Source organism: Synechocystis sp. PCC 7509 (assembly GCF_000332075.2).
Taxonomy (GTDB): Bacteria; Cyanobacteriota; Cyanobacteriia; order Cyanobacteriales; family Chroococcidiopsidaceae; genus Aliterella.
Map to the genome: position 1 here is coordinate 3,665,417 of NZ_ALVU02000001.1, position 16,131 is coordinate 3,681,547.

Consider the following 16,131-nt stretch of genomic DNA (forward strand, 5'->3'; position numbering starts at 1 on the left):
GTTATTTATGTAGATCCGGTAAATGGGACAGATAACGCAACTGGTAGCACGCAAGCGCCTTACAAAACAATTTCAGCCGCTCTCAATCAAGCCCAATCAGGTACGGTTGTTCAACTTGCACCAGGGATTTATAGCGCGACTACTGGCGAAGTTTTTCCTCTAACTATCAAACCTGGCGTAACCTTGAGGGGCGATGAGTCTACCAAAGGTCAAACTAGAGTGATTATTGGTAGCGGTAATTATGTTAGTCCTAGTTTTGCTCGTCAAAACGTGACAATTCTTGCCGAAAGTGGGAGTAATGTTACAGGCGTTACTATTGCTAACCCCAGCAGTCGGGGTACGGGTTTATGGATTGAGTCAACTAATCCCACCGTCAGAAATAACACTTTTACCATCAATAATCGCGATGGTGTTTTTCTTACTGGCAATGCAAACCCCATTATTGAAAATAATGTTTTTACGCAAAATAGTGGTAACGGTATTTCTGTAGCTCGTACTGCTAGTGGTCAGATTCGCAATAATCTATTTTTGGATACTGGGTTTGGTTTAGCAATTGGTGGTAACTCTACTCCAGAAATCACCGACAACCAACTCTACCAAAATCGAGCCGGGTTATTTATTTCTGATTCTGCTCGTCCTATACTACGGCGTAATTTCATTGAAAGTAGCAAACAAGATGGTGTAGTCATTACCGCCAGCGCCCAGCCGGATTTGGGGACTGCTGAAAATCCTGGTAATAATTTCATTCGCAATAATACTCGCTACGATGTCTACAACTCGACGCGCAGTAATACAGTTACGGCGGCGGGTAATGATATCGAACCTGAAAAAATTTCTGGTAACGTTACTTTTGTTGCGGCTACAGTAAATCGACCAGCAATTAGACAAGGTACATTCCGAGATATTCAGGGTTATTGGGCGCAACCTTATATTGAGGCTTTGATTGCCCAAAATGTAATTGCTGGTTTTCCTGATGGCTCGTTTAAGCCCACAGATCCCGTCACCCGCGCTCAGTTTGCGACTATTCTTAGTAAAGCTTTTGCGCCACCATCGCAACGAGCAGCGCAAGAATTTAAAGATGTCAAGCAAGGCTTCTGGGCTTACGGGGCAATTCAAACTGCTTACCGTGGCGGTTTTGTGGCAGGGTATCCGGGCGGTTTATTTCAACCCCAGCAAGCGATTCCTAGAGTACAGTCGCTAGTTTCTTTAGCTAATGGCTTAGGTTTAAAGTCAAATAATCCCAATGCTTTATCTACTTATGTCGATGCTGCTCAAATTCCTAACTATGCGACAGATCCAGTATCGGCAGCAACACTAAGACAATTGGTTGTCAATTATCCTATTCCTACGCAGTTGAATCCTAATCGTGATGCTACAAGAGCCGAGGTTGCAGCCTTTGTTTATCAAGCTTTGGTAAATACTGGACGCGCTCAGGCGATCGCCTCTCCTTACGTTGTCCGAGTTCCATAAATTTAAGTTCAAAAAACGCCAGAGTATCCAATTGGAAACTCTGGCGTTTTAAGTTTTTTATCGGCTGGGTCTTATATATAGTTGACCCGTTTTTAAAAGGTTGATTTTATTTTCAGGGTTTATAAATTTGCTCACCCTGTTTCAACTAAGTTAATTATTGCAGCATTTACTAAAATAGGTAAATTCCGTAATAATTTCTTTATTTTCTGTACTTTTTTGGCTGCATATATTAACTTAAGTAACCAATCAACAGTAGATTTACGGAATTAGCAGCAGTTTTTACTTAGTTTTTACTTAGTTTTTACTTATTAGGGCGTTTTGGCGATTCCTTGTCCCAACGAAATAGAAAAATCATGATGGCGACAACTCCTATTTGCAAAGCGAGGTTTGACAACGGTGCATCAGAGTGGTTTCCGGCGGCTATTTGCGCTAAAAATATTAGTGCGCCGACAAAACCAGAAGCTCCAAAAGCTATATAAATAAACCTTCGTAGTCCCCGATAAGGTGCGGCGGCTTCGGCTTTTAAGCGATCGTATTGTTCGCTTGTAAAACGTTTATTTTGAGATGGTTTGACCATGAAGCTTTAAAAATGATATCCTAGCAAATTGTGTGCCGATGTGGCTCAGTGGTAGAGTAGTTGATTCGTAATCAATTGGCCGCGGGTTCAAATCCCGCCATCGGCTTTTTGTAAAACCATTTCTAGAGATAGTAGAGACTAGCAATTGCTGTCTCTGCTAATCAAAAATCATTTATTCTAATCAACAAAGCCAAAAACTTTTATGGCAAGTCAAGCTTTATTTATTGTTAAGTTGTTAGTTGTCTCCCTAATTCTATCGGTAGCGATCAAATCTGTTGCTCCTAGTTTATTTATTCCACCCACCGCAACGAATGCCCTCATAGCGGTTTTATTACCATCAACGGTAATGACGGTTACTTTTTTATGGCGTTATGCGGCTTTTCGCCAGCAAAAAACTAACTAACCGTCTTGCGAATCTAGGCGAAATCACCATAATCCGCTAAGGTAGCTGCATTGATACATTAAAAAATTCAAATTTTTGCTAGGAGTTGCAGCAGAGTGAATATCGGTCAATGGATCGGTTTAATTGCCTTAGTTATTTCTTTATACATATTGTGGCAGATTCGTCAACTGCTTTTATTAGTATTTACCGCGATCGTTATAGCTACGGCTTTAAACAGATTAGCTCGGCGGTTGCAAAAATCGGGTATATCGCGCGGTTTTGCAATTCTACTATCTGTAGGAATTTTGCTAACTATATTAGCTGGCTTTTTTTGGTTGATCGTGCCAGCTTTTACAGGTCAATTTCAACAACTAGCAGAGTTATTTCCTAAAGGGTTAGCTAGGTCAGAATTTTGGGTAGCTCAACTTGAAAAGTACGTACCTCCGCAGTTTATTCCTTATTTGCCAGATGTGGATGGATTAATTAATCAAGTTCAACCCTTAGCAAATCAGCTTTTTCAAAGATTTTTTACTTTCTTTTCTAGCTCCTTTGGTTTTGTGGTCGACTTTCTGCTAGTGCTGATTTTGACTTTGATGTTCATCAGCGACCCGCAACCCTATCGTAAAGCCTTTATTGGTTTGTTTCCCTCTTTTTATCGGCGACGGGTAAATGTAATTTTAGACCGTTGTGAAAAAGCTTTGCGCGGCTGGTTAATTGGGATTTTGTTTAATATGTTTGTGATCGCTTCCTTAAGCGGCATTGGTTTGTTACTTTTGGGTATTCCCTTACCTTTAGCTCAAGCTGCTTTAGCCGGAATTTTGACATTTATCCCGAATGTTGGGCCAGTTTTGAGTGTAATTCCGCCTATGGCGATCGCGCTTCTAGACGCGCCGTGGAAATCTTTAGCCGTATTAGGGCTGTACGTCGGCATCCAGCAACTAGAAACTAACGTTTTGACTCCCTACGTGATGGCGCAACAAGTATCGCTACTACCCGCCGTTACGTTGCTCTCTCAAGTGTTTTTTGCAACTTTCTTTGGGTTTTTGGGTTTACTATTAGCTTTGCCCTTAACAGTAGTTGCTCAAGTTTGGATTCAAGAAGTATTAATTACTGACGTACTAGATAAATGGGGCAATGATGAGGAAAAAGAGATTGAATCTCAAACAATTGCTGACAATATAGATCCACCAAACACCCCAGAAACGCCAGTACAACAAACAATCGTTGTCCAAACCATACCCCTTGAAAAAGGCAACGAAGATAAAACTTGACTTTATGAGAACGATTGCCGAAATTAATGACAAAATTAACCGTTGCTGTGCAGTGGTCTGGACGGTAGAGGAGCTAAAAGCAAAAGTAGCCGAGTCTAGTATTGCTCAAGTGGCTAAACAAGTAGATGTAATCACCACAGGCACTTTTGAGCCAATGGAGTCCTCTGGAGCGATTATTAATTTGGGACATACCGACCCACCGATCAAAATTCGGCGCTGTTGGATGGATAACGTGCCTGTTTACTCTGGTTTTGGAGCCGTAGACTTGTATTTGGGCGCAACGCAAGCTATGGAAGCTCAAGACGGTGAGGAAGTGCGCGATCGCGGTGGCGGTCACGTAATTGCTGACTTGATTGCTGGCTTACCCGTACAAGTCAAAGCCTTGGGACAAGTAACAGATTGTTATCCTCGCGCCGCTTTTGAAACCACTATTACCCGCGAAACCATTAACCAGTTTTACTTATTTAATCCGCGCAATCTATACCAAAATTTTATTGTTGGCGTTAATGGTGGCGATCGCCCCTTATTTACTTACTTAGGCCCTTTGCAACCGCGTTTAAATAATGCCGTTTACTCCAATCCCGGCGCAATTTCCCCTTTACTTAACGATCCAGACTTGCAACTAATTGGGATTGGCACAAAAATCTTTTTGGGTGGCGGTGTGGGTTACGTTGCTTGGGAAGGTACGCAGCATTTCCCCTTACAAAAACGCCTGCCCAATCGCACCCCTGTAGGGCCCGCCGCTACGTTGGCTTTAATTGGCGATGCCAAACAAATGAGCCATCGTTGGGTGCGCGGCTGTTATTTCAAAAGTTATGGGCCTTCTTTAATGTTGGGGGTAGGTATCCCATTACCTGTATTGAATGAGGAAGTAATAGCTCATTGTGCCGTACAAGACAAGGATTTGGTAGCGCCGATTGTAGACTTTTCTATTCCCCGGCGCGTCCGTCCGACTTTTGGGTTGGTAAGTTATGCCCAGCTAAAATCTGGACGAATTACTATTGACGGTAAAGCTGTGCGTACTGCTCCCCTAGCCAGTATGTTTTTATCCCGGCAAGTAGCGCAAGAATTGAAGCAATGGATCGAAGAAGGAAAATTTACCCTTACCGAACCCGTAGCCCCGATCGCGAATGATCGCGCTTTTTTGCCTCAAGATCGGTGGACGGAATTTTAATGCCGTTTTTATTGGGGATTTTGTCGCTTGATGGGTTTTGGCGCTGGCGATCGCGCTGGTTGTTTAACGGGGGGCGCGACGTTAGTTTTCCGCACAGGCTGCGGCGGCGCAAAATTGCGCCGCGTGTCGCTACTAGAAGGATTGTTGTAGGGCTTCTTTCTCAAGACTGGTTTTGATGTTAAAGCCGCGATCGCTTCTCCATTACTCAAAATTAACTTCTCTGCTTGCCTTTGAACTTGCAGATCCCAAAACTGTCCTACAGCTTTAGTCGCCAAATCGCCGAAAATTTTGAGCTTGAAATACTTGGGTTTATCGGCTTCAGTGCGGGTTGCTTGCCTAATTTTGACAATGAAATGTCCCTCGGCGGTAGATTGATATACTATTTCCCCGCGCACAGAAAAATAATTATCTACTACTTCTAGCTCTAAGGCAGTTTCGGCGCTCGGCTTGTCGCTTTCTGGCTGCTGGAGAGTTAGTTTTTCTGGCTCCCATACCCCCACAATTTGCAGGTGTAAATTATCTTCTTTTTGACCAGTACGGGGATAAACTACCCATAAATGTTCTTGGGCTAAATCGATATGATTTTTGATTAAACTAATAATTCGCCCTAGTAAAACTGCACTAATTTGGGTTTCATCTGTAGTTGACAGCGTACCTTGAGTAAATTGATCGCTGCTAGCAACATAACGACCGCGTACTAAGCCAATAGCTCGGTACTGCATGGGTTCGCTAGGAGGTGGAATTGGTTGCAGCCGTTGCCCATTGAGCAATTGGGTATCGGTAGAGGCAGGATTGGAAGACGGATTTTGAGCCTCTATTGCCTGCATAGGTGTTTGCGGTTGGTTGGGAGCAGAATTTGATTCGGACGGATTGAGAGAGGAATTCATAAAAACTCCTTGCGGCGGAGACTTATCCCTTTTTAGGATTGAAATAAAGTAGGACACTTTAACTAGAAATCGGGACAAGCTTAAGAAATAAGCTGATCTTTTGACCTTTTTCCGTTAACCTTTACTCAGCCTATAACAAAAAACAAATTTGCTCTAGTTATACTGATTTCAAGGGATTGCTAGTAACAAGCGTAGCAAAAGCTTCCTATTACAGAGCATAGTGTGGGCAGCATAGCATAGCTACAGGCTTTATTGGCTGTAATTGACCAAGCAAAATAGTTACTGCTCTAAATGCAAAGTTTTGTGGAGAAAAGCTTTACTCCTTTGCTTGTTAGGGGCAAATAATTCTATTTTGGTCAAAGATAATACTATACATTCAAGGCAGTTTTGTGTCTCAACCCCGCAATCGCTGGTTAATAAATATTATATTAGTGGTGGCAGCTATTGCTTTAGTAGGAGCTTCTATGCTGCCATTGTTGACAAGCACTATTGAGCAAAGCCAGCCACCTACCGCCACACCGTTACCTTCAGGACAAACAGCGCTTACAGACCAAAAATCGCAATTGGCAGACCAAGCAAGGGGTTTTGAGTTGGTTTTGCAGCGCGAACCAGAAAACCTCACAGCCTTACAGGGATTGGCTGATGCTCGGATTAAATTAGGAGATATTAAAGGCGCAATCCCGTCAATTGAGAAATTGGCGGCTTTAAACCCTACGCAAACCCAATATGCGCTTCTCCTTGCCCAAGCCAAGGTAAGAACAGGGGATATTGAAGGGGGACAAAATGCTTATCGTTCAATTTTGAAAACAAAACCCGGCGATAATCTAGCCTTACAAGGATTAGTGTTAACTCTACTACAGCAACAACGCGCCGATGAAGCGATCGCCTTGTTGCAAGACACCTTGAACCAGGCAAATAAGTCTAAAGATGCAAGGGTAGATACAACCTCCGTACAGTTGCTTTTAGGGGAAGTTTACGCCAATCAAAAACGCTACGATGAAGCGATCGCAACTTACGATCGGGCAATCGCCGCAAATCAACAAGATGTACGTCCTTTTTTAGCTAAAGGTAGCGTTTTAGCAGTTCAAAAACGTTACGACGAGGCAATTTCTCTTTACGATCGCGCTATTAGTGTAGATAACAAAGATTTTCGTCCCGTACTTGCCAAAGCCAGCGTTTTCAAAGAGCAAGGCAAAAACGATCTAGCTAAACCATTGTTTGCAACGGCGGCGACTCTCGCCCCACCAGAGTACAAGGCGCAAATTCAGCAACTCGCCCAAGCAAGTCCTACCCCTTCTATTGCACTGCCTTCTACCGCGCCTAGCGCCACCCCATCGCCGACGACAAAGCCCTAACTATGTAGGCATACTCTTGGGTATGCCTACATTTTTTCAAATAAGCTCAAAACACCAAACAATAAAAATAACCCACCACCAGCAAAAGTAAGAGTACGTTCAGAAATTCGCCCCGCCAGCATTCGTCCCCCAATAACTGCGATCGCACTACAAATAGCGTGACCGACAATTGCCCCAATAGTTACGCCAACGGGGTTGTTTGCCGCCGATAGGGCGATAGTAGCAATTTGAGTGCGATCGCCCCATTCGGCGATAAAAGTGAGGACAAAGGCTTCTATATAAATGGTGGCGGCTACTTGTTTTTTAGACAATATCAATTCAGCTTTGTCTACGGCGATCGCTGCTTCTTGGACTACTTCTACATCGCAAGCATCTTTAGGCATCCGACTAGCTGAGTACAGTAACTTAATGCCAAACCCAATAAATAAAATAATTTCGCCATAATGGACGTACTTTGCAGGTAGCAAAGAAGCAACTTGTCCGACTAGGACGGAAATTATCGTCATTGCCGCTAGAGCGGCTAGTACCCCAGCAAATACAATTCTACGGGAGTGACGCATAGCCAAAATTACAGCGATAAAAAAGGTTTTATCTCCTAGCTCCGAAACTGTAATTAGCGATAAACCTTTACTAAAAGCAGTTAGCACCTTTCACTCCTCAAAACTTACATTACCTGTTTTGGGCTTGATAAAGATGCGATCGCACTTCACCAAGCCCACATTTTGCTGTGAACTTAGTGAAAGTCTCGCTGCCAAATTGCTGAAATTAGTTACTAATTTCTAACTTGTCATCAGAACCAGGCAAGATTGTTGCCAGTATGTTGATTCCGATGGACTGGCAAAATAATTACCAGTAGCTACTCCCCTTCATTAGTTGTAAAGATTATACATTTTTCCTGGCTGGTAATACAAGCCCAAAATATAAGCAAGACGTTCCACTGGAACGTCTCTACATTTACAATTGAATATAGGTAACAAATCTTTCCCTGTTAATACTTACGCTCTTTTGGCTCAAACATTGTAATAGTTACCGGGCGGTGTTGAATATCAATGCCTGCGGGGGAGTAGTAAGCCATTGTATGCTTGAGAAAATTCTCGTCGTCTCGTTCGGTGTAATCTTCACGACAATGAGCGCCTCGGCTTTCGGTGCGACTCAAGGCTGAAGTTAAAATTATCTCTCCCACTACTAATAAACTCTGTAATTCCAACGCTTCTACAAGTTCTGAGTTCCAGCAATCGCCCTTATCGTCTAAATATATCTCTTGGTATTGCTGTTGAATTTGCTGCAACTGTTGCAAACCAGAGCGCATTACTTCCTCTGTCCGAAAAACTCCGCAACACTCGGTCATGCAATCTTGAAAAGCTTGGCGTACTTGAGCAATACGGTATTTTCCCTCTTGGGCGATTAATTGCTGCATTTGTTTTGCTGCCCCTTGAACATAGCGTTGCTCGTCTACAACGGGTAATTTGCGATTTTGGACAAATTCAGCGATCGCTTTTCCAGTCCTGCGCCCGTAAACGACGCATTCTAATAGCGAATTGCTTCCCAATCGATTCGCGCCGTGTACCGATACACAGGCTGATTCTCCCGCCGCAAAAAAGCGATCGATAAACCCATCCCCACTGCTGCGGACTTTGCCATCAGTGTTTACAGGAATTCCACCCATAGAATAATGAATCGTTGGGCGCACAGGCATCGGTTCATGTACGGCATCAATGCCTACTAATCTATGGGCTTCTTCCCAACAAAAAGGAATCCGACTCATAATTTTTTCCTTGCCCATGTGCCTTAAATCGAGGTACACAAACTTACCTCCGGCGCTGCCATCGTGATTAGCACCGCGTCCGGCGGCAATCTCACGAGCGATCGCGCGGGATGTAATATCGCGGGGGGCTAGTTCCAGGCGACTAGGGGCGTAGGTATTCATAAAGCGATCGCCCAGGGCATTAATTAAGTACGCCCCTTCTCCCCGTACCGCTTCCGAAATTAGTACACCCACCGGATAAAGCCCTGTAGGGTGAAATTGCACAAATTCCATGTCTTCTAGAGGTAAACCCGCTTGCGCCGTCATCGCCAGCCCGTCACCCGTCGAAGCGTAGTCATTTGACGTGGTATTGTAAGCCCGTCCATAGCCCCCAGTAGCAAACATTACCGCTTTGGCGCGGACAACTTCAATATGACCGTCCAAAATCCGGTACATCACAACGCCTTTTGCTTCTTCGTCTTCCACAATTAGCCGCATTACATACCATTCATCGTAAATATGTACGCCGTAGCGTCTTAAGTTGCTGACTAATTCGTGTAAGATAGCGTGACCTGTTTTATCGGCGGCGTAGCAAGTACGGTTGTGGGAATGTCCGCCAAAAGCCCTTTGGGCGATGCGTCCATCCTCCAGGCGAGAAAACATTACCCCCATGTGTTCTAGATCGATTACCACGTCTGGCGCTTCGCGGGTGAGGATTTCTACCGCATCTTGATCGGCTAAATAGTCAGAACCTTTGACTGTATCAAAAGCGTGAGCTTCCCAACTATCGGCAGCATCTACGTTTTTTAAGGTTGCCGCAATTCCCCCTTGTGCTGCTACAGAGTGGGAACGAATGGGGTGAGTTTTGGCAACTACCGCAATATTTAATTTTGGATCAGTACGGGCAATCTCAACGGCGGCACGGCATCCAGCCAAACCACCACCAATAATAATTACATCGTGTTCTAGCATAAGTAAATCTGTTATTTAAAATATTTATTATTGTATTTTGACTTAATAAAAGAATCATTACCAGCAATTTTAGAGGATGTGCAGGCAGGACAATTTTATGTCATAACTTAGCTAGACACTCTTAATAACAAACCAGTTAACGATATGAACACAGATATCGAATGGGAAAAGTGGGGCAAGAAAGATCCTTATTTTGCAGTATTAATAGACAAGAAGTTTCGCAACGATAACATTACTAGCGATATAAAATCAGAATTTTTTGAGTCTGGGAGAAAGCATATAAGTCATGTATTACAAGTCTGTAGGGACTACCTCAACCCTGACTTTTCTCCAAAGAAAGCTTTAGATTTTGGTTGTGGAACTGGACGACTTGTAATCCCACTTGCAGAAGTTGCCGACCATGCTGTAGGGATGGATATTTCTGATTCGATGCTGAAAGAGGCTCAGAAGAACTGTGAAGAATACTCTGTGAAAAATGTCAGTTTACTTAAGTCAGATGACGATCTTTCTGCCTTAGATGGACGACGTTTTGACTTTATTCATTCTTACATCGTTCTTCAGCATATACCTGTTGCTAGGGGGCGACGTATTTTTACGAACCTCCTTAATCACTTGGAAGATTCAGGTATTGGTGTTATTCACTTTACCTATGCAGAGACTATTTATAGTGAGAATTATGGTGCGTCTCCTAGTGGAATAGGGCAACTGTTTAAGATTTTGAAAAAACTTCTAAGAAGATCGTTCTTATTTAGGCATCTAGAGCCAGAAATGCAGATGAATTCCTACAATGTGAATGAGCTTTTGTTCTTAATGCAAAAAGTAGGGATACGTAACTTTCATGTTGAGTTTAAGGATCATGCAGGTGCGTTAGGTATTTTTGTGTATTTTATGAAGCCCCAGAAAGTATGACAAAACGCTCATTTATTTGTTGAGAGAACCCACAATAGACAAAGAGCAACTTTTTTGTCCCTGCCCATAACTATTGGGACAACATATAAAAAAACAAGCCTCTTGCGTAAATTGCCAATTTAGGTAGGTCAACTTATGGGCGACGCATACCAAAATATTGATTCATGCAAGAGGTTTAATTTTGTTAAGAACTTTAACAGAAAGATAATAACAAGCCTACAAGACTTGCTTTTTGTTCGCTGGCGCTGATTTTAGATCAATCTGGCGAACGAGTAGCTAACTTGTTGCTTCTACAGGGCGCTGGTTTGAGACATTACCAGGCATTGGCTCGTACTGGGTTTGAGCATCGACGGCGATTAATTCAATGTGATTGAATAATGTCGTAACGAACGCAAACAGCAAAAATGGCAGCGACAGCAATACAATTAGTCCAACGGTAGCTAGGGCGTAGTAAGGTCTTCTTGCTCCCATCATCGCCATCGCTGAAGCTAAACTAAGGGTAATGGTAATCAACCAAACAATAATTTGACCGTAGATATCACCAAAGGTTAGAGTGCAGGCTAGACGGTATTTGCGTAATTTATCCATAATATTTCCTCCAGGACGTGCTTAAACTTTTAGATTAAGGGTCTAATTTTGTTTTAGACAATTTTTAAAGGATTTTGATCATTTCGCAACAGTAATTTACAGTTCTTACGATATTTTTCAGCAAAGGCGCGATCGCACAGTTATCTTTGGCATAAGGCAAAAAACTTTACTTATTTACTGTTTTTATAAAACCCTTACTCCTCACAATTAATAATCATAATAATTTCTGCGTAAAAGGTAACTATATATTTACTGATTTTGTGTTAAGCATTTAGGCTAAATTGTAGTTGTGGTAGAAACCTTAATGAAAAAACAGCTTAACTTAGAAATGTATAAGCAAGAAATAGCAGACTTATATACTGGTAGAAGCCAAACTTATGACAATAGCAATTGGCATTTGCAGATTGCTCATCGCCTTGTTGAGTATGGACAAGTTAGTTCTGGTCAGTATATTTTAGACATTGCAACGGGAACAGGTCATGTTGCGATTTCTGCTGCTCAGTTAGTGGGTGTTGAAGGTAAAGTAATTGGTATAGATATTTCTTCTGGAATGCTGGAACAAGCAAGACATAAGACTGAAAGATTAAATCTCAAAAATATTGAATTTCAGCTTGCAGACGCTGAATTACTTAATTTTGCTACTAATAGTTTTGACCGAGTTTTCTGTTCATCTGCGTTTATCTGGATGTCCAATTTAAGTGCGGCGTTACGTCTTTGGCATAACTGTCTTAAACCTGGTGGAATTATAGGATTCCATGCTTTTGCTGATACCGCTTTTATAAGTGGAGTGGTTACACAGAAAGTTGCTCAAAAGTACGGTATTTCATTTGTGAATAATAAGCCAACAGGTACAGTTGAAAAATGCCAAAACTTGCTTCAGCAGGCAGGATTTGAGACAATTGATATCAAAGTTGAACAAGATGGTAGTTATATCAGTTTAGATGAAGCTAAAAAAATGTGGCTTGGGGTTTCGCATCCTACACCTGGACAATATCCGCCTCCTTTATCACAACTTTCATTAGAGCAGTTGGCACAAGCTAAGGCTGAATTTGAGACAGAATTAGAGGCACTACAAACCGAGCAAGGAGTCTGGAATGATATTACTATCTTTTATGTATATGGTCGCAAACCAAAGATTCAATAGCTCAACTTCTCTTTAACAGAAAGTAAAAAACTATATTTATCTACGGTTTTACTCCAAAATCCCTAGCTTTCAAAATAGATAGCACTAATTTTATGCATAAACTGTAACTATTTACTTACTTATTTTGTGGTAAATAATTTTCTATTTTCGCCTAGTAATGGGGATTATCAAGTCGGGGGAAATCTCCCGGTTGATGCTCCGACTTATGTTAAAAGACACGCTGACATCGAACTGTATAACAAGTTGCTGGCGGGAGAATTTTGTTATGTACTTAATTCTCGCCAAATGGGAAAATCTAGCTTGCGAGTGCAGGTTATGCACCAATTGCTTACTAATAATATTGCTTGTGCGGTGGTCGATTTAACTACTATTGGCATAGAACAAGTTACTGTTGAGCAATGGTACGCTAGTTTAATCGCACTTTTAGTTAATAGTTTCAATTTAAAACTAAATTTGTCTGTTTGGTGGCGCGATCGCACTTTACTTTCTCCGGTACAACGTTGGAGTGAATTTGTAGAAACAATCCTATTAGTTGACATTAGTCAATCTATTGTAATTTTTATTGACGAAATTGATAGTGTTTTAAGTTTAAGGTTTCCGATTGAAGACTTCTTTGCGGCTATTCGTGCTTGCTACAATCAACGCGCCGAAAAACCCGCTTATAATCGCTTAACTTTTGTCATGCTTGGGGTAGCAAATCCCGCCGACTTGATGCAAGATAAAAAGCGCACTCCTTTTAATATTGGACAAGCTATTGAACTACGAGGTTTTGAACTTGCAGAAGTTGAACCTTTAGAGAATAAAGTAATAACTAAATCGGTACTTCAAGCCCTATTAAATTGGACTGGTGGGCAACCTTTTTTGACTCAAAAGCTATGTAAGTTAGTTGTACATTCTTCGGTAGTAATTACCGTAGGCGAGGAAGAATTAGCAATTGAAAAAATAGTGCGATCGCAATTGCTCGAAAACTGGGAATCTCAAGACGATCCCACTCATTTGAAGACTATACGCGATCGCGTTTTAAAATCATCAAAATCTGGTCAACTACTTGGACTTTACCAGCAAGTTTTAGTCAATAATACTGTGTTAGCTGATGATAGCTTTGAACAAATAGAATTGCGTTTATCGGGTTTAGTTGTTGAGAATAAAACGCATAATCAATCTGTAATTATAGTCTCTAATCGCATTTATGAAGAAGTTTTTAATAATAATTGGATATTAAAAGCTTTAGCAAATTTGCGTCCTTACGGGGAAGCAATAGCCGTTTGGCTAACTACAAAAAATGAATCTTGGCTATTAAGAGGAAAAGCTTTACAGACGGCTCAAATTTGGGCAAAAAGCAAGAGTTTGAGCGATCAAGATTACTGGTTTTTGGATGCCAGCCGCGAGTTAGAAAACCGTGAATATCAAAAAGCTTTAGAAATAGAAAGACAAGCTAATCAAATATTAACTCAAGCACAGGAAAAAGCTCAGTTAGCTTTGATAGCAGAAAAAGAGTCAAATCAAAGATTAATTGCCACTCAAAAACAAATTAGACGTACAATTAAAGTTGGTTTTAGCATTTTGGTAGTAATTTCTACGATATCGGTAATTGTAGGTGGGCGAAGTTTATTATTATTAAAGCAAGCCGAAAATCAAAACAGATTAGCAGAAGTTTCAAGATTGGTAGCAGCATCGCAATTGCTGCTGTTAAAACACGATCGCTTAGGAGCATTAATTGCCAGCATCAAAGCCGGGAAAAATGTTCAAAATACTGCTACAGATGATAATTTAAAAAATGAAATTATAAACACGCTACAACAAGCTGTTTACAGCATTCAAGAATTTAATCGTTTAGAAGGACATCTTGATAGTGTTAACGATGTTTCCTTTAGTCCTAATGGTCAAATTATTGCTTCTAGTAGCGCCGATGGCACAATTAAAACTTGGCGAACTAATGGCAGTTTATCTAAAACTTTAATTGGTCATACGGGAGGCATAAATAGCATTAGTTTTAGTCCAGATAGTCAAGTAATTGCTTCCGCTAGTGATGACAATACTATTAAACTTTGGCGCAACGATGGAATCAAAACTAAAACTCTGATTGGACACAAGCAACCCGTTGATAGTATTAGTTTTAGTCCTGACGGAAAGTTTATTGTTTCTGGTAGTTGGGATAATACAGTTAAACTTTGGCGTAGTAATGGCGAAGAAATTAAAACTACAATTCCTTTAAAACATCGCGGTGCAATATATAGCGTTAGTGTTAGCGCGGATAGTGAAATTATTGCAAGTGCGGGACAAGCTGGCGATATTAAATTATGGACTCTTGACGGTAAAAATCGCACCACTTGGCAGGCACACAAAGACCAAGTTAATTATGTTAGTTTCAGTAAAAATCGCCAATTAATCGCCTCCGCTAGTAATGATGGCACAGTTAAACTATGGAAACTAGACGGCACGTTGGTTAAAGTTTTAACTGGACATAAGGGCGCAGTTTATAGTAGTGCTTTTAGTCCCGACAATCAAACCATAGCCACCACAGGTAAAGATGGCACAGTTAAAGTGTGGCGGATGAAAGATTATACACAAATTAAAAATTTTCAAGCGCAAGGTAGAATTTATAGCGCAGGTTTTAGTCCAAATGGTGAAATAATTGCTTCTGCAAGTTCCGATAATATAGTTAGACTTTGGAAATTAAATAACTTTTTGCGTCAAGACTTAGTAGGACATCGTGCGGAAGTCAATAGTATTGATTTTAGTCCCAATAGTCAAAACCTCATCTCTGCAAGTCAAGACGGAACAATTAAACTTTGGCGAAGTAACGGGACTTTTGTCAAAACTATTGCCAAAGATTCTAACTGGTTTACAAGCGTTAGTTTTAGTCCTAATGGTCAATTAATAGCCGCCTCCAACCGCAACAAAGCCGTGAAACTGTGGGATTCTCAAGCAAGAAGATTGTTAAAAACCCTAAATGGACACACTGCACCCGTTTATAGCGTTAGTTTCCATCCTAATAATCAAATATTGGCTTCAGGAAGCTACGATCGCACAATCAAATTATGGAATACCAACGGCAAACTAATTCGTACCTTAACTGGTCATTTGGGACGAGTTTACAGCGTTGATTTTAGCTCGGACGGGCAGCTACTAGCGTCAGGAAGTAGCGATCGCACAATCAAATTATGGAGTACCAACGGCAAGCTAATTCGTACCTTAACGGGTCACAGAGGGCGGGTTTATAGCGTTGATTTTAGCCCCAATAGTCAGTTACTCGCTACCGTCAGCCAAGACGGTACAATCAAAATCTGGAATACTCGTAACGGCAAAGAAATTAGTAATTTGGTAGGACATCGAGGCGCGATTTATGGGGTTAGGTTTAGCCCGGATGGTGAAACGATTGCTTCTGGTGGTGACGATCGTATGGTTAAGCTTTGGGACTATCGTCAAGGTAAATTACTAAAAACCTTTAGCGGACATCGTGCTGAAGTTAATAGTGTAAGTTTTAGCCCAAACGGTCAAATTTTAGCTTCCGTTGGTAGAGATAATATAGTAATTTTGTGGAACTGGGATGTAGAATTTGAGCGCCTTTTGGAGCATAGTTGCAACTGGTTAGAGGACTATTTAGAGCATAATCCTAGCGTGGAAACGCGCGATCGCTTTACTTGTAAATAGTAGT

Annotated in this window: 13 protein-coding genes and 1 tRNA gene; 9 read left to right on the forward strand and 5 right to left on the reverse strand. The window is 41.4% G+C overall.

The window, feature by feature from the left end; translation table 11 throughout:
* Window positions 1–3 precede the first annotated feature (3 nt).
* Complete coding sequence (locus SYN7509_RS30765; RefSeq protein ID WP_227501568.1) at window positions 4–1,470, forward strand: DUF1565 domain-containing protein; 1,467 nt, start codon at window positions 4–6, stop codon at window positions 1,468–1,470.
* Window positions 1,471–1,771: 301 nt separating this feature from the next.
* Here the strand turns inward: SYN7509_RS30765 and SYN7509_RS0218410 are convergent, their stop codons facing one another.
* Complete coding sequence (locus SYN7509_RS0218410; RefSeq protein ID WP_009631965.1) at window positions 1,772–2,047, reverse strand: DUF3493 domain-containing protein; 276 nt, start codon at window positions 2,045–2,047, stop codon at window positions 1,772–1,774.
* Window positions 2,048–2,081: 34 nt separating this feature from the next.
* On the opposite strand from SYN7509_RS0218410, the gene SYN7509_RS0218415 reads away from it, so the two are divergent.
* The 4 genes from SYN7509_RS0218415 (at window position 2,082) to SYN7509_RS0218430 (ending at window position 4,874) form a co-directional block, all read left to right on the forward strand.
* A tRNA-Thr gene (locus SYN7509_RS0218415) sits at window positions 2,082–2,153 on the forward strand.
* A gap of 96 nt (window positions 2,154–2,249) precedes the next feature.
* Window positions 2,250–2,450, forward strand: a complete 201-nt coding sequence (locus SYN7509_RS0218420) for a hypothetical protein (RefSeq protein WP_009631966.1) — start codon at window positions 2,250–2,252, stop codon at window positions 2,448–2,450.
* Window positions 2,451–2,545: 95 nt separating this feature from the next.
* Window positions 2,546–3,700 (forward strand): AI-2E family transporter, encoded by a 1,155-nt coding sequence (locus SYN7509_RS0218425; protein WP_009631967.1) that lies wholly within the window; start codon window positions 2,546–2,548, stop codon window positions 3,698–3,700.
* 4 nt (window positions 3,701–3,704) lie between these two features.
* On the forward strand, window positions 3,705–4,874 hold the full coding sequence (locus tag SYN7509_RS0218430) for a homocysteine biosynthesis protein (protein ID WP_009631968.1): 1,170 nt from the start codon (window positions 3,705–3,707) through the stop codon (window positions 4,872–4,874).
* Window positions 4,875–4,882: 8 nt separating this feature from the next.
* On the opposite strand, the gene SYN7509_RS0218435 is transcribed toward SYN7509_RS0218430, so the two are convergent.
* Window positions 4,883–5,761: a hypothetical protein gene (locus tag SYN7509_RS0218435; protein WP_009631969.1), complete on the reverse strand. Its 879-nt coding sequence runs from the start codon at window positions 5,759–5,761 to the stop codon at window positions 4,883–4,885.
* Between the two features lie 389 nt (window positions 5,762–6,150).
* On the opposite strand from SYN7509_RS0218435, the gene SYN7509_RS0218440 reads away from it, so the two are divergent.
* Window positions 6,151–7,116 carry a tetratricopeptide repeat protein gene (locus SYN7509_RS0218440; RefSeq protein ID WP_009631970.1) on the forward strand — a complete coding sequence of 322 codons (966 nt, stop codon included), beginning with the start codon at window positions 6,151–6,153 and terminating at the stop codon, window positions 7,114–7,116.
* A gap of 26 nt (window positions 7,117–7,142) precedes the next feature.
* Here SYN7509_RS0218440 and SYN7509_RS0218445 read toward each other — a convergent pair whose 3' ends face one another.
* Both SYN7509_RS0218445 and SYN7509_RS0218450 read right to left on the reverse strand, forming a co-directional pair.
* Window positions 7,143–7,763 (reverse strand): TMEM165/GDT1 family protein, encoded by a 621-nt coding sequence (locus SYN7509_RS0218445; protein WP_009631971.1) that lies wholly within the window; start codon window positions 7,761–7,763, stop codon window positions 7,143–7,145.
* Window positions 7,764–8,104: 341 nt separating this feature from the next.
* Window positions 8,105–9,832, reverse strand: a complete 1,728-nt coding sequence (locus SYN7509_RS0218450; RefSeq protein ID WP_009631972.1) for a succinate dehydrogenase/fumarate reductase flavoprotein subunit — start codon at window positions 9,830–9,832, stop codon at window positions 8,105–8,107.
* 144 nt (window positions 9,833–9,976) lie between these two features.
* On the opposite strand from SYN7509_RS0218450, the gene SYN7509_RS0218455 reads away from it, so the two are divergent.
* Window positions 9,977–10,741, forward strand: coding sequence for a class I SAM-dependent methyltransferase (locus tag SYN7509_RS0218455; protein ID WP_009631973.1), 765 nt, complete (start codon window positions 9,977–9,979; stop codon window positions 10,739–10,741).
* Between the two features lie 276 nt (window positions 10,742–11,017).
* Here the strand turns inward: SYN7509_RS0218455 and SYN7509_RS0218460 are convergent, their stop codons facing one another.
* On the reverse strand, window positions 11,018–11,329 hold the full coding sequence (locus SYN7509_RS0218460) for a hypothetical protein (protein ID WP_009631974.1): 312 nt from the start codon (window positions 11,327–11,329) through the stop codon (window positions 11,018–11,020).
* A gap of 289 nt (window positions 11,330–11,618) precedes the next feature.
* On the opposite strand from SYN7509_RS0218460, the gene SYN7509_RS0218465 reads away from it, so the two are divergent.
* A complete protein-coding gene (locus tag SYN7509_RS0218465) occupies window positions 11,619–12,473 on the forward strand; it encodes a class I SAM-dependent methyltransferase (RefSeq protein ID WP_227501511.1) in 855 nt (284 codons plus the stop codon).
* 126 nt (window positions 12,474–12,599) lie between these two features.
* Entirely contained in the window at window positions 12,600–16,127 is a 3,528-nt protein-coding gene (locus tag SYN7509_RS0218470) for a WD40 domain-containing protein (protein ID WP_009631976.1), read from the forward strand.
* Window positions 16,128–16,131: the final 4 nt, after the last annotated feature.

Excerpts from the sequence above, each read along its gene's own strand:
- SYN7509_RS0218455 (WP_009631973.1), top strand. The coding sequence starts at position 9,977 with ATGAACACAGATATCGAATGGGAAAAGTGGGGCAAGAAAGATCCTTAT.
- SYN7509_RS0218435 (WP_009631969.1), bottom strand. The coding sequence starts at position 5,761 with ATGAATTCCTCTCTCAATCCGTCCGAATCAAATTCTGCTCCCAACCAA.
- SYN7509_RS0218410 (WP_009631965.1), bottom strand. The coding sequence starts at position 2,047 with ATGGTCAAACCATCTCAAAATAAACGTTTTACAAGCGAACAATACGAT.
- SYN7509_RS0218420 (WP_009631966.1), top strand. The coding sequence starts at position 2,250 with ATGGCAAGTCAAGCTTTATTTATTGTTAAGTTGTTAGTTGTCTCCCTA.
- SYN7509_RS0218460 (WP_009631974.1), bottom strand. The coding sequence starts at position 11,329 with ATGGATAAATTACGCAAATACCGTCTAGCCTGCACTCTAACCTTTGGT.
- SYN7509_RS0218450 (WP_009631972.1), bottom strand. The coding sequence starts at position 9,832 with ATGCTAGAACACGATGTAATTATTATTGGTGGTGGTTTGGCTGGATGC.
- SYN7509_RS0218430 (WP_009631968.1), top strand. The coding sequence starts at position 3,705 with ATGAGAACGATTGCCGAAATTAATGACAAAATTAACCGTTGCTGTGCA.